General features: G+C 72.7%; 9 protein-coding genes. 2 read left to right on the forward strand and 7 right to left on the reverse strand.

All coding sequences use genetic code 11. From position 1 onward, the window contains the following. Positions 1 to 84: 84 nt before the first annotated feature. Together ACH4E7_RS30920 and ACH4E7_RS30925 are read right to left on the reverse strand one after the other, a co-directional pair. Positions 85 to 1752, reverse strand: coding sequence for an FAD-dependent oxidoreductase (locus ACH4E7_RS30920; protein ID WP_396252461.1), 1668 nt, complete (start codon positions 1750 to 1752; stop codon positions 85 to 87). Further along, positions 1749 to 2327 carry a DUF5987 family protein gene (locus tag ACH4E7_RS30925; RefSeq protein WP_396252495.1) on the reverse strand — a complete coding sequence of 193 codons (579 nt, stop codon included), beginning with the start codon at positions 2325 to 2327 and terminating at the stop codon, positions 1749 to 1751. Before ACH4E7_RS30925 ends, ACH4E7_RS30920 begins: the two co-directional genes overlap by 4 nt. 329 nt (positions 2328 to 2656) lie before the next feature. Between ACH4E7_RS30925 and ACH4E7_RS30930 the strand changes: the two genes are divergently transcribed. Both ACH4E7_RS30930 and ACH4E7_RS30935 read left to right on the forward strand, forming a co-directional pair. Next, positions 2657 to 3679 carry a transcriptional regulator gene (locus tag ACH4E7_RS30930; protein ID WP_396252462.1) on the forward strand — a complete coding sequence of 341 codons (1023 nt, stop codon included), beginning with the start codon at positions 2657 to 2659 and terminating at the stop codon, positions 3677 to 3679. A 53-nt stretch (positions 3680 to 3732) separates the two neighbouring features. Continuing rightward, positions 3733 to 4509, forward strand: a complete 777-nt coding sequence (locus tag ACH4E7_RS30935; RefSeq protein WP_396252463.1) for a helix-turn-helix domain-containing protein — start codon at positions 3733 to 3735, stop codon at positions 4507 to 4509. Positions 4510 to 4594: 85 nt separating this feature from the next. Here the strand turns inward: ACH4E7_RS30935 and ACH4E7_RS30940 are convergent, their stop codons facing one another. The 5 genes from ACH4E7_RS30940 to ACH4E7_RS30960 are packed head-to-tail and all read right to left on the reverse strand — an operon-like array spanning position 4595 to position 14038. Continuing rightward, a complete protein-coding gene (locus tag ACH4E7_RS30940) occupies positions 4595 to 5944 on the reverse strand; it encodes a cytochrome P450 (RefSeq protein WP_396252464.1) in 1350 nt (449 codons plus the stop codon). Beyond that, entirely contained in the window at positions 5941 to 6486 is a 546-nt protein-coding gene (locus ACH4E7_RS30945) for a flavin reductase family protein (RefSeq protein ID WP_396252465.1), read from the reverse strand. Before ACH4E7_RS30945 ends, ACH4E7_RS30940 begins: the two co-directional genes overlap by 4 nt. Further along, a complete protein-coding gene (locus ACH4E7_RS30950; protein ID WP_396252466.1) occupies positions 6483 to 6941 on the reverse strand; it encodes an acyl-CoA thioesterase in 459 nt (152 codons plus the stop codon). The genes ACH4E7_RS30945 and ACH4E7_RS30950 overlap by 4 nt, the downstream gene beginning before the upstream one ends. A gap of 3 nt (positions 6942 to 6944) precedes the next feature. Next, positions 6945 to 12923, reverse strand: coding sequence for a type I polyketide synthase (locus ACH4E7_RS30955; protein WP_396252467.1), 5979 nt, complete (start codon positions 12921 to 12923; stop codon positions 6945 to 6947). After that, positions 12920 to 14038: an enediyne biosynthesis protein gene (locus ACH4E7_RS30960; protein ID WP_396252468.1), complete on the reverse strand. Its 1119-nt coding sequence runs from the start codon at positions 14036 to 14038 to the stop codon at positions 12920 to 12922. The genes ACH4E7_RS30955 and ACH4E7_RS30960 overlap by 4 nt, the downstream gene beginning before the upstream one ends.

Raw genomic sequence — 14038 nt, forward strand, 5'->3', positions numbered from 1 at the left:
CAGGGTTGCGTGAAGCAACTCACTGGTCGGTCGAATGGGTTTTTTGAAGCAACTCACTGGTCGGCGAAAAGCCGTCCGCGTCCGTCACGCCAGGGCGGGCTGGCGGCGCAGCAGCGGCAGGACGGCCTTGCGTCCGCTCTTGTAGCCCGTGGGGGCCGGTGCGCCGTAGGTCACCGCGACGCCCCTGCGCTGGGCGGCGGCCACGATGCCCGGCACCGCGCGCTCGGCGACGGCCGCGATGGTCATGGCCGGGTTGACGGTCAGGGCGCCGGGGACGGCGGAGCCGTCGGTGACGAAGATGCCGGAGTGGCCGCGCAGTTCGTTGGTGTCGTCGAGCGCCGAGGTGGCGGGGTCGTCGCCCATGCGGCAGGAGGCCAGCGGGTGGACGGTGTAGGCGCCGACCAGGTCGTTGGTCCACGGCATCACCTTGGCGAGGCCGTCCTTCTCGATGATCTCCTTCACGTCCGCGTCGGACTGGTTCCAGCCGTGCCAGGTGTTCTTCGTCGGCCGGTAGGACAGGTTGCCGCGGCCGAGCATCTGCTGCGAGATGCGCATCGCGTTGCCGGTGGCCGGCGGCGGGCCGAAGACGCCCTCGTTGTCGTCCTCGGTCATCGAGAAGATCGTGAGCCAGGACTTCCAGTTCTTGAGGATCTCCTTCTTCTCCCGTCCGAACCACGTCGTCGCACCGGTGGCTCCGGGCACCTGGGCCAGGATCGTGCCCAGGCCCGGCGGGAAGTAGAGCTGCTCCAGGGAGTAGCGGGAGTACTCGGGCAGGGAGCCGTCGAGCTTGTCCCAGCTCGCCACGGTCGGGCCCTTGCCGATCGCGTTGGCGCCGTACGGCAGCTCGCCGTCGCCGCGGGACAGGCCGAGGATCTCCGCGACCTTGTCCTCGTTGAGGATGGCGGTGTTGAGGCGCTCGCCGTTGCCGGAGAAGTACCGGCCGACCGCGTGCGGCATCGTGCCGAGGTGGGCCTCGCTGCGCTGGAGGATGACCGGGGTGGCGGCGGCGCCCGCGGCCATCACCACGATCTTCGCCTGGATCACGCCGGAGCCGTTGTGGATGCGGTAGTCGGTGTCGTCCACGACGTTGTAGTGGACCCGGTAGTCGCCCTCGGGGGTCCGCGTCAGGTACTGCACCTCGTGCAGCGGGCGGATCTGCGCGCCGTGGGCGAGCGCGGCCGGGAGGTAGTTGACCGTGAGGGACTGCTTCGCCTCGAAGCGGCATCCGGCCATCATGAAGTTGCAGTTCGTGCACTTGGAGTTGTCGATCGCGGCGGCGAGCGGGTTGGCGGTGCGTCCGGCGTGGTTGCACGCGGCCGCCCACAGGCCTCCGGCGTAGGAGGCGTCGTTCCAGTCCTGCTTGCTGACCGAGAGGGACTCCTCGATCCGGTCGTACCACGGGTCGAGGGTCTCGCGGCTGATCGCCCCGGGCCACATCCGGCGGCCGATGCCGCCCTTGCGGTCGAAGACGAACTTGGGGGCGCGGGGCATGGCCGCGAAGTAGACGACGCTGCCGCCGCCGACGCAGTTGCCGCCCAGGACGCTCATCCCGTCGCCGACCACGAAGTCGAAGGCCCGGGTGTAGGACGAGCCGAGCTTGTAGTCGTGCTCGAAGTCGGTGCTCTGCAGCCAGGGGCCGCGCTCCAGCACGGTGACCTTCGCCCCGCCGGCGGCGAGGTGGTAGGCGGCGATGGCGCCGCCGAAGCCGCTTCCGATGACCAGGACGTCGGTCCTCTCGGTCGTGTCGCTCATGCTGGGCTCCCGGTGGGGGTCGTGTCGGGGTGGAGGTCGGCGAGCCGGCGGCCGTAGCCGAATTCCTGGAACCGCCACAGGCCGTCGGCGTCGGGCTTGGTGATGCCCATCGCCTGGAGGCCCGGGTGGCCGTCCTCGAGGGCCTGCGCGGTGTGCAGGTGGGCGGCGGAGTCGAAGGCCATGTTGCAGAAGAGGGAGAGCAGGACCCAGAAGTCCTTCTCGGGGTGGCCGGGGGTGGTCAGCTTCACGATCAGCCGCTCCCGGTCCTCGTAGTCGAGGGCCACGAAGGCCGGCACCGTGTCGTCGAGGGTCAGGCCCGCGTCCGCGGCGTAGACCCCGGCGTGCTCGTTGAGCAGGTTCGCGAGGTCCTCCAGCCCGTCGTGGATGCCGGTGGCGTCCCAGCGCAGCAGCTCCAGTGCGCCCGCGGCGACGGCGCCGCCGCCGGTGCTGACTCCGGCGACCGCCCGGTCCCCGGGCCACCGCTTCTCGCCCGGCACGATCGTGTCGGCGTAGGCCTCGAGCGTGAGCGTCTGCTCGGGGCCGATATCGACCCTTCGCTCCGGCCTTTCCTGCAGTGCTTGCAACTCGTCCTCCACTCAACGGATTTGGGTGGTCCCGCTGTCGTGGGAAGAACGTAGAACTGCAGAGTCCTTTCAAGCAACCAATCCCCCCCGTTCACCGATCAAAGTCAGTCCTTTCACCGAACTAGCCCAAGTCGCCGCATCGGACAGGTGCGGCCGAAAAAGAAACCGGGTGATCGCTATGCTTCTCGCGAGGTGTTCCTTCCCGGCTGCTGAACGGGGTCCGCGGACAGGTGGGGGTACGCGGGCGCGTGCGGACACGAGGGGGAGAGTTGGAAAGAAGCGACCCGACCCGGATGTCTCCGGTCCAGCCAACGTTCGATGTGCGCATCGATTCGCTGCTGGCCGCCGATTCTCCGCGCCTGGACGGGATGGACGAGGAGCACGTGCGGCGGCTCGCGGAGATATTCACCGCCCTGCCGCCCGTCCTGGTCCACCGCACCACCCGGCGCGTCATCGACGGGATGCACCGGCTGGCCGCCGCACGGTCGCTGGGCCTGCTTTCCGTCGAGGTCCAGTATTTCGACGGCACTCCTGAAGAAGGCTTTCTGCGTTCCGTCTCCGCCAATATCGCCCACGGCCTGCCGCTGACGGTCGCCGACCGCAAGGCCGCGGCCGCGCGCATCCTCGTCTCGCACGCGGAGCTGTCCGACCGGGCGATCGCCGCCCGCGTCGGCGTCGACGCCAAGACGGTCGCCGCGATCCGCCGGGGTTCAACCACGGAAACCCCGCAGTCGAACGTGCGGATGGGATTGGACGGCCGGGCCCACCCGCTGAACCGGACCGCGGAACGCCTGCGGGCCGCCGAACTCATCACCCGCCGCCCCGACCTGCCGCTGCGCGCCATCGTCAAGGCGACCGGGATCTCCCTGGGCACCGCCCACGACGTGCGGCAACGCCTGCTGCGCGGCGAGGCTCCGGTGCCCCAGGGCCGCCGTGACGCCGAACGCACCGCCTCCGCCTCGGTGCCCGGCCCGCGCCCGCCGGCCTCCGCGCCCGGACCCGGGCGCGCACCCGCCGCACCGGACACCCCCGCGCAGTCCCTCGCATTCGAGTCGGCGACCGTCCAGGGGCTGGCGCACCGCAGCCGCGCCGCCCTGGACACCCTCGGCCGGCTGACCCACGACCCTTCGCTGCGCCACTCCGACACCGGACGGCAGTTCCTGCGGTGGCTCAACACCCATTTCGTGGTGGACGACGCCTGGCGCCAGCAGGCCGCCGCGATCCCCCCGCACTGCACCGACACCGTCGCGGAACTGGCGCTCCAGTGCTCCCGCACCTGGAAGAGGTTCGCCGAGGAACTCTCCCGGCGAAGGCTTACCGAAACGGCCACCACGGGCGAATGACGCGCGGCCTCAGATTCTCAGCGTTGAGCGTTACTAGACGACAGGGAGACACGGTGACCAACACCGCCATCGAGACTGCTGTCCTCCGGGTGATCGGTGAAATGCACGCGAATCTCGACCAGGAGCTGACCATCGACGACATGGCACGCACCGCCATGTTCAGCAAGTTCCATTTCACCCGGGTCTTCCGGGACGCGACCGGTACGTCTCCCGGGCGTTTCCTCTCGATCCTGCGACTGCAGGAGGCCAAGCGCCTTCTCATCGAAACCGAATTCAGCGTCGCGGACATCAGCAGCCAGGTCGGCTACAGCAGCGTGGGTACCTTCAGTTCTCGTTTCAAGGCGTGCGTCGGGGTCTCCCCGAGCATGTTCCGGGCCTTGGACGGATTCACCTCGGAAATCGGTTCCGACCCGCTGCCCACCCCGAGCCTGCCCACCAGCCGCAGCACCCTGCGCGGCCGGGTGCAGATACCCGAGGGCCGCGAGCCCGGCTACTGCTTCGTCGGCCTCTTCCCCACCCCCGTCCCGCAGGGCCGGCCGAGCCGCTGCACCGTGCTGGAGGGCCCCGGCGCCTTCGAGCTGCGCGACATCCCGGTCGGCACCTGGTACGTGCTCGTGCACTCCGTCCCGTACGGCTGCGAGCACCTGCCGTCCGGCACCGGCGACAAGGACACCGTCTCCGTCGGCCGCTACGGGCCGGTCACCGCGCACGCCGACACCCTGCTGATGCCCGCCGAGATCACCCTGCGGCCGCTGGACGCCACCGAGCCGCCGGTGCTGATGGCCCTGCTGGACCTGCGCACCACCGCCATGGAGGCCGTCGCCAGCTGACGCGCGCACCGGTACGACGAGGGGCCGGCCGCGGTGGTCCACCGCGGCCGGCCCCTCGTCGTACCGGTACCCGTACGGGCGCGGTTCAGCTCGCCGTACGGATCGTCATGGGCAGCCCGCCGCGCATCCGCAGGGACATCATCGGCTCGGCCACGCCCTCGTGCCCCGGCAGCACGCCCAGGTCCAGGTCCCGGGTGAGCAGGGCGGTCACGAAGACCGCCTCCATCATCCCGAGGTTGCTGCCGATGCAGAACCGGGGTCCGGCACCGAACGGGATGTAGGCGTAGCGCGGCCGGTTGGCGACCCTCGACGCCTCGAAGCGGGTCGGGTCGAAGCGCTCCGGGTCCTCCCAGTGGTCCGGGTGGCGGTGCAGGGTGTACGGGCAGACCAGCACGTCGGCCCCGGCCGGCACGGGGAATCCGCCGACCTCGTCGGCCTGCTGGGCGATCCGCGGCAGGATCCACACCGGCGGGTACAGCCGCATCGCCTCCTGCACGACCTGCATCGTGTACGAGAGCCTGTGCAGGTCGTCGACCTCGGGCAGCCGGCCGCCGGCCAGCACGGTGCGGGCCTCCTCGCGCACCAGGTCCCGTACGCGCGGGTGCCGGGCGAGCAGCAGCAGGGTCCAGCCGAGGGTGCTCGCCGTGGTCTCGTGCCCGGCGAGCAGCAGGGTGACGAGCTCGTCCTGGAGGCGCTTGCGCGCGAGGGTCGGGGCGCTCTGCCCGCGGGCGGCGAGGATCATCCGGGAGAACGCGTCGTCGGCCCCGTCGCCTTCGGCCATGCGGGCGCTGCGGTCCGCGACGAGCGCGTCGACCGTGGCCGTCAGCTCGCCTCGGGCCCGGCGGAAGTTGCGCTGCGTCGCGAACGGCACCCAGGTGGGCACCAGGCCCTGGGTGACCATGTCGAACATCGCCTGGTCCTGCACGGCCTCGAAGGCGTGCGCGATCCCGTCGTGCCCGGCCAGGTCGGTGTCCATCAGGGTCCGGCCGAGCACCCCGAGGGTGAGTCCGGTGACCTCGTGCAGGACGTCGACCGCTCCCCCGCCCGCGCGCCCGCGCAGCAGCTCCAGCAGGCGCCCGGCCTCCTCGGCCACGACACCCGCCTGGGCGGCGATGCGGCCCGGCTTGAAGGCGGGCTGGACGTTGCGCCGCTGTGCCTTCCAGAGCTCGCCCTCGCTGGTGAGCAGGCCGTCGCCGAGCACCTTGCGGGACTCCACGAGCCCGATGCCCTTGTGGTAGTTGGCCGCGTTGTCGGCCAGGACGTGCTTGGCGTAGTCGGGGCGGTTGAAGATGTACATCTTCTTCGGGCCCATCGACACCCGGACGGCGTCGGAGAGGTCCGCGGCGTCGCGCATCATGGCGAGCCGGTCCACGGCCAGCTTGCGCAGCAGCCCGGGCAGCCGCCAGAACGGCGGGCCGGGTGGGTGGGCCCTCATCGGACGCCGCCGCGCCGCGCGGGGGCGAGCCCCCGGAACGCTCCGCGGTGGAACACCAGCGGGTCGCACTCCGGGGACTCGTCCATGGCGAGCAGCTCCCCCAGGTAGAGGGTGTGGTCGCCGCCTTCGTAGCTACGCCACTTCGCGCACTCGAAGTGCGCCGCCGCCCCCGCGATCAGGGGGGCGTCGCCGACCCGGCCGGCCAGGTGGCCGACCGCGTCGAACTGGTCGGCGCCCAGGGGCCGCGAGCGGTCGGCGAAGTGCCGGGCCACGGCCTCCTGGCCGGCTCCGAGGACCGAGACCGAGAAGGTGGCGGCCTCGGCGAGGCGGCGGTGCATGACCGCCTCCTTGCCGACGCTCACCAGGATCAGGGGCGGGTCCAGGGAGACCGAGGTGAAGGAGTTGGCGGTCATGCCCCGCGGACAGGCACCGCCCACCGTCACCACGGTCACCCCGGTGGCGAACGCCCCGAAGGCCCGCCGCAGCCGCACGGGGTCGCCGATGGCGGCGGCCCGCGGCGGCGCGGCGGTCAGGGTGCTCATGCGGCCCGCCCCGACAGGGCGCGGGCGTGCGCGGAGTACGGCTCCAGGGCCCGCGCCAGGCCCTCGGGGATCAGCGAGGGCACCGTGTTGGTGTTCGGACCGCGCATGCACGCGATGCGCTGGCGGCCGCGGGCGACGAGGACCTCGACGCCGCCGGTGACCTTCACGTAGTCGAACGTGAACTCCAGCTGCGTCTGGCCGAGGTCGGACAGGCGCATCCGGATCGACAGCTCGTCGAAGGCCGTGATCTCGGCGAAGAACTCGCAGTCCACCTTCAGCGTGAACAGCTTGAGGTCGTCCTGCACCTCGGCCAGCACGTCCGGCGCCTTCTGCTGCAGGAACAGCTCGCGGCACCGGCCCTGCCAGCGCAGGTAGTTCACGTAGTACACGTTGCCGACGAGGTTGGTCTCCTCGAAGCCGACCGTGTGCAGGTACTCGAAATAGTCCTCGGCCATGGTCTAGGACCGCCCTTCGATGAGATCCGCTTCGTGGGTCAGGAAGGCGAAGACGGCGGGTTCCAGAGCGTCGCGCAGCGCGGTGACGAAGGTCGCGATCCGCAGGTTCCCGGCGGCGAAGACCACCCAGGCGTCCTTGCGGCTCGGCAGCAGCGTCAGCGGTGCGCCCGCCATGATCCCGGCTTTCTTCAGGCACTCGGACGCGCTCCACACGCGGGTGGCCGCGGTGTCGGGCGCCTCGCCCGTCTCCTTGGCGACGAGCTCGGCCACCGGGGTGTGCTCGCCGAGCAGGCCGCGCCACTCCGCGGCGGGCCGCATGCTGACCGCCTCGATGTCGCAGGACACCTCGGAGCCGGCGACCGCGCTGACGGTGACACCCAGGCCGTGGGCCGCCGACATCGACATGTGCCGGCTCCCCTCCAGCTCCGGGCGGCCGTCGGGGCGGTGGTGGACCGTCACCGGGGTGCCCAGGGCACGGGCCGCCGCGTCGGAGGTGAAGCTGCGGCGCTGCGCGACCGAACCGACCCGCGCCTCACCGTGCGGTTCGACCGCGACGGCGATGCGGGCGCCGAGGACGTCCTCCAGCGCGCGCTCCAGGTACGGGCCGAGCAGCGGGGCGACCCAGGGGCCGGACCCGTCCGTCTTGCGCACCGCGTGCAGGGTCAGGCCCTCCCAGCGCTCGACGACGGTGCCGTCCTCGGCGCGGACCGCGATGTCGTACACGTAGGTGTCCCCGTCGCGGCTGCGCTCGACTGCGGCGTACCGCAGCCGGTCGGGAACGTGCGAGCCGTTGCCGAGCGGGTGGATGCGCTCCACGCCCGACGGCAGCAGGGTGGCGTCGGGGACGCACACCTGGTTGCCGTGCATGAGCGCGTCGCGCATGCCCGGGTCGGCGAGCAGGAGTTCACCCGGCAGGAAGCCCGCGAACCAGCCCTGCGGCCGCTGCTGCACGGACACGTCGGCGTCGACGTGCCGGGCGGCGGCCCGGTGGAAGCGGCTCAGGCGCTGGAAGCGCGCGCCCTGGAACAGGACGCTGCCGTAGAGGTCCTTCGCCGGGTCCAGGGGGACCACCGGGGTGTCGACGGGCACCTGGAGCGGCGGGCCCTGCGGCGCCGCGGCTTCGGTGTAGACCAGCCGCGCGCGGAAGTGCTCGGCGACGAAGCCGGTGTCCTCGGCGTGGACGGCCACGTCGACGGTGTCGGCGCCGGTCACGGTCGCGGCGATGCGGATGCGGGTGCTGCCGTTCGGCGGGACCACGATGGGCCGCAGGAACCTGGCGCCCTCGATGACCGGGGCGGTGGTGCGGCCGGTGACGGCGGAACCGACCTGGGCCATGGCCTCCATGCCGATCACGGCGGGCAGCAGCAGGTTGCCGTCGAGCAGGTGGTCGGCCAGGTACGGATCGGTGCCCGCGTTCAGTTCGACCTCGGTGACGAGCTCCACGCCGTGGTAGCGCACCAGCGGATTGCCGGTGAACCGCAGCATCGGCAGGGCCGGCAGGTCCCGGCGTACCGTGTCGATGCCCTCCGTCCGGCCGCTGATCACCGTCACCACGGGTGCGTCCGGGTCGCAGATCAGCCGCAGCAGGATCTCCACGCCCTGGTCCGGGGAGACCGGGGTGATGCCCTCGCGGGCGAGCGACTCGACGACGGACAGCTTCTCGCCCATGCCGACGCCGGACCACACCGACCACTCCATGCAGCGGGCGCGCACCTGCGGGTGGGTGCGGGCGACCTCCTCGGTGAGGTCGGCCAGCCACTCGTTGGCGGTCGCGTAGTGCGCCTCGCCGCGCAGTCCGGCCCGGCCGATGATGGAGCCGAAGGCGACCAGCAGCTTGAGGTTGCCGGCGCCCACGGTGTCCAGGACGGTGCGCAGGCCGTCGACCTTCGGCGCGAAGGTGCGCCGGAAGTCCTCGGCCTCCAGCTGGGTCAGCGCGCCGGGCTCGTTGCGTCCTGCGCCGTGCAGCAGGCCGGTGATCCGGCCGAGGGCGCCCTCGAGTTCGGCGACCGCCTCCCGCACCCGGCCGGCGTCGGTGACGTCGGCCCGCGCGTAGTGCACGGTGACGCCCGCGTCGGTCATGCGCCGCAGGTTCTCGGCGAGTTCCCCGTCGGCGGCCGGGTCGGAGCGGCCGAGCACGGCCAGCTTCGCACCGGTCCTCAGCGCCACCGCGAGGGCGCACTCCGCGGAGATGCCCTTGCCGCCGCCCGTCACGAGCAGCACGTCCGAGGAGCCCAGCGGCGCGTCCTCGCGCTCCTGCGCCACGGGCAGGGCCCGCAGTGTCGGGACGCGGCGCACGCCGGCCTCGTCGTAGTGGACCTCGGCGAACCGCGCGGTCGCGGCCACCTCGGCCAGCACCCGCTCCACCACGTCGTCCGTCACCGGGGTGTGGACGATGGTGGTCCGCAGATGCGGTGCCTCCAGGTACAGGGTCTTGGCCAGACCGGCCGCCCCGCGGCCGTCCTGGAGCAGGACGAACCTGCGGTCGCGGCGGCCCGCGAGGGCGCTCTTGGCCGCGTCCAGGACCTGCACGAGCTGGTCCTGGGAGCAGTTCTTGGGCAGCACGGCCAGCACACCGGCGCCCACACCCGCCTGCTCCAGCTCCTGCCGGAGCCGCTCGGCCGGAGCCTGGCCCTCGGGGGCGAACAGCTCCCAGGGGCCGTCGGCCTCGGCCGGCGCGGTGCGGGGCCGGGCGACCTCGTCGAGGTCCACCGCGAAGGGCCGGGCCCAGGTGACCGCGCCGGCGACCACCGGGGCGGCGGCGTCGTCCTGCGCCGCCCCGCCGGTGCTGGCCAGGGTGTCGAGGGCCTCGGCGAGTTCGGCCAGGGTGGCCGTCGCGAAGTTGGTCGGCACCTGCGCCGCGGCGATCCCCAGCCGGGACGCCGCCTGGTTGACGATCTGGCCGACGGTGATGGAGCTCATGTGCAGGTCGTCCAGGAGACGGCTGCCGGGGTCCACGAGGTCGGCCGGGAGCTCGGCGCGCTCGGCGACGAGGCCGCGCAGCACCTCCAGGGCGGCCGTACCGCCCTCGGCGGGGGCCGCGGCCTCGGCGGGCCGGTCCTGCTCGACCTCGGCCGCCTTCACGCCCTTGGCCTCCTTGGCCTCCTTGGCCTCCTTGGCGGCCTTGGCCTCCTTGGCCTCCTTGGCGGCCTTGGCGGCCTTGGCGGCCTTGGCGGCGCCTGCGGCCCTGGCCGACGCGGCGCCCGCGCCGCGGGAGGCCGCGGCGGGCGCGGAAGCGGCCTGCGGCGTGACCTGCTCGGTGCCGTGCGGCGCCTGCTCGCAGGGGCTGGCCAGGAAGCTGAACTCCTGCCCGACCTCCAGCGGCTTGATCAGGCGGTCCTGGAAGAGCCGGTCGAGGGCGATGGGGGCGCCCGCGACGAACGCGGCACCCGCCACCTGGAGCAGCGGCCGCAGCGACTCGTCGTCCGTGTTCAGCGAGACGGCCGGGATCCCGGTCGCCGCCTGCGCGAGGCCGCTGAGCACCCGGCCGGGGCCCACCTCGATGAAGAGGTCGACCTCGGCCGCGGCCGCCTCGACCGCCTGGGTGAAGCGGACGGGGTCGGTGATCTGACGGCTCAGCAGCTCCACCACGTCGGTGCCGGGCTCCAGTTCGGCTCCGGTGACGGTCGAGACGACCTTCCCGGAGACGGGGCCGAAACCGGCGTCGGCGAGCCAGCCGCCGAAGGAGTCGGCGGCGGCGGCGACCAGCGGCGAGTGGAAGGCGTGCGAGACGGGGAGCCGCGTGCAGCTCACGTCCGCCCGCTCGGCGCGCACCCGGAGTTCCTCGACGGCGTCGACGGGACCGGCGACGACCGTCTGCCGAGGCCCGTTGTAGCCCGCGATGACGACCGGCAGGCCCGCGATGAGCCGCTTCGCCCCCTCGGGGCCGGTGCCCAGCGAGGCCATGGTGCCCGAGTCGCCGTGCTCGGCCATCGCCTTGCCGCGCACCCGGGCCGCCGCCAGCAGCGTGTCCTCGTCGATGGCGCCGGCCCAGTGCAGGGCGGACAGCTCGCCGAGGCTGTGCCCGACGGCGACGGACGCCTCCAGGCGCAGCGAGTCCAGCACCCGCAGGCCCGCGGCGGAACCGGTGGCGATACGGGGCTGCGCCACATCGGTGGCGACCGTGTCGCCGGAGGTCGGCAGCCCGGCACGGTCGAAGACCTCGGCGGCTTCCGGGAAGCGGCGGCGCAGCGCGCCCCCGCCGGTGCCCTGGCCGGAGCCCTGGCCGGGGAACAGGAAGCCGATGCGGCCGCGTCCGGTGGCCTTGCCGAGGAAGCTGCGGCCGTCCGCGGAGGTGTGCGAGGTCTCCCCCGACTCCATCAGGTCGGCCAGGTGCCGCAGGCGGCGCTCGGCGTCCTCGGGCGAGGAGGCGACGACCGCCGCGCGGTAGGGCAGGCCGCGCAGTTCGCGCTGGAGGGTCGCGGCGAGATCGCCGACCTGGCCGTAGGAGACCCGGGCGACGAATCCGGCGACCTCCCCGACGCGGGCGAGCAGCCCGCGCGGCGAGTGGCCTTCCAGCACCAGCAGTTCGCTGTCCTGCGGGGAGTTCGCGAGCATGGCGGTGCGGCGGCTCGGGGCCACCCGGCGCCGGCCGGCGGGCTCGTCGAGGACGACGTGGGTGTTGATGCCGCCGAAGCCCATGGCGGTGATGCCGACCCGGCGGGGCGCGCCCGCGGGCCAGGTCTCGGCCTTGCGCAGCGCCTTGAGGTTCGCGCCGTCCTGCGCGAGCAGCTCGTGGGGGTCCACGGTGCCGATGGCGGGCGGCAGGGTCTGGTTGTCGACGGCCATGGCCGCCTTGATCAGACCCGCGACGCCGGCGGCGGCCTTGGTGTGGCCGATCATGCCCTTGATGGAGCTGATCGCGGCGACGGGCGCGTCGGGGTCGGCCGCGGCCCGCGCGCCCATGAGGGCGGTGAGCTCCGTGGCGTCGCCGACGGCGGTGCCGGTGCCGTGGCCCTCGAAGAGGCGGACCGTCTCGATGCCGAACCCGGCGCGCTCGTAGGCGCGGCGCAGGGCCAGCTGGTAGCCGCTGACCTCGGGCCGGGTGATGCCGCCCTGGCCGTCGGAGGACACGCCCCAGCCCGCGATGGTCGCGTAGATGCGGTGGCCGCCGGCGAGGGCGTCCTCCTCGCGCATCAGGACGATCATTCCGCAGCCCTCGCCGGGCCAGAAGCCGTTGGAGCCGCGGTCGTAGAGCCTCATCTCGCCCTTGGCGAGCGCGCCCGTCTTGGCGAAGCCGATGATCTCGAACGGGTCGATCGACAGGTCCACGCCGCCCGCGACGGCGACGTCGATGTCGCCGTTGATGAGCGAGGTGCCCGCGGTGGTGACCGACAGGAGCGAGGAGGAGCACGCGCCGTCGACGGTGTAGCCGCCGCCGTTGAGGTCGAAGTGGTTGCAGATCCGACCCGCGATGGTGTTCGACAGACCGCCGGCGAGGGTGTCCTCGTCGATGGCCGGGAACGGCTCCTTGTACGCGGCCTCGACGTCGTCGAGGAACTCCGCGACGCGGGTCTCGTCCCAGTCCTCCTGGCCCGCGAGGGCCTCGGCCATCACGCGCCGCACGTACGGCCAGCGCAGCCGCATCACGTTGGCGCGGGCGAACTCGCCGGTGAGCGTGTTGCCGACGATGACGCCGGTGCGCTCGCGCGGCAGGCCCTCGCCGGCCGGGAAGCCGGCGTCCGCCAGCGCGCGCCCGGCGGTGTCCAGGGCGAGCCAGTGGGTGAGGTCGGTCGAGCGGAAGGTGCTGCCCGCGATCTTGTGGGCGATCCGATCGAACTCGTAGCCCTCCAGCACCGCGGCGTTGCGGGCGTAGAAGGTGTCCGGGGTGGCCGGGTCGGAGTCCCAGTAGTCGTCCAGGCGCATCCGCTCGTCGGGCAGGCGGCGGAAGGCCCGCCGTCCGGCGACGGCGTTGTCCCAGAGTTCGCCGGGGGTCGAGGCGTCGGGGTAGCGGCAGGCCATCCCGACGATGGCGATACGGGTCATGCCGCCACCGCGATCTTGTCCTGGAGCTCCTTCTCGGCGGCCGGGGCGGGGCAGGCGCAGGTGTCGGCGCAGCCGTTCGGGCACGCGGCGGCCCGGGCCGGGGCGGGGCAGGCGCACTCGCCGGCGCAGCCGCAGGCCGGCTGGGCCGGCAGTACGGCGGTGACGGCCTCGGCCCTGTCCGCGGAGGCCTTCTCGGCGGCCTCCGCGGCGCGCTTCCTGGCGACGATGTCGACGCTCCACAGGAAGGCGCCGCGGATGAGGCAGACGAGGGCGGTGGCGAAGAAGATGCCGTACACGATGTGCAGGCCGGTCAGGACGCCGTACATGGCCGCCACGCCGCCGCCGAAGGCGATCTGGCCCCACTTGGAGGAGGGCGTCGTGCCCGGGTCCGTGATCATGTAGTTCGTGAAGAGCACGAACGCCACGCCGGTCATCATCGCGAGGGCCGCGGGGATGGAGGTGTCGAAGATCAGACCGCGGATGATCGCCTGGAGGGCGTAGCCGCCGACCCAGGCCAGGATCAGCCACGTGCGCTCGGTGAGCTTGGCGTTGAGCAGCGTGCCGAGCGTGAGGATGATCGCCGGGACCAGCCAGTCGAAGCCGCCGTCGATGTACTCGGTGAACTGGTACGGGGGCGCGATCGAGGCCCACGGGAAGAGGACCAGGATGACCGCGATACCGAAGTTCGACGGGTTCATGAAGTGCCGCATCCGGCCCTTGACCGGGGCGCGCAGCACCCACTTGGTGCCCACGGCGACGATGACGCCGAAGACCATGACCCAGACGCGGTCGTTGACGTAGCTCAGCATGTTCACCGCGAGGGCGGTGATGTGGGCCGGGTAGAGGAATTCCACCAGGCCCTTGAGGCCCCCGCCGCGAAAGCGCGGGTCACGGCCCTCGGCGCGGGCGCCGAGCACCTCGAGGACGATCTCCAGCGAGTAGGAGGTGGCCAGCGCGATGAGCGGCCAGGTCCAGGGCTGTTCGAAGCCGAGCACCGTGTAACCGAAGACGTTGAGCACGGAGATGGAGATCGCGAACCGGCGGAGCGCGGTGACGACCTTCGGGTTGTGGCGTGGGCCGGCGGGGGCCGGGGCAGCCGTCAGGGTTGCGGCCAT

The organism is Kitasatospora sp. NPDC018058 (genome assembly GCF_044327205.1).
Taxonomy (GTDB): Bacteria; Actinomycetota; Actinomycetes; order Streptomycetales; family Streptomycetaceae; genus Kitasatospora.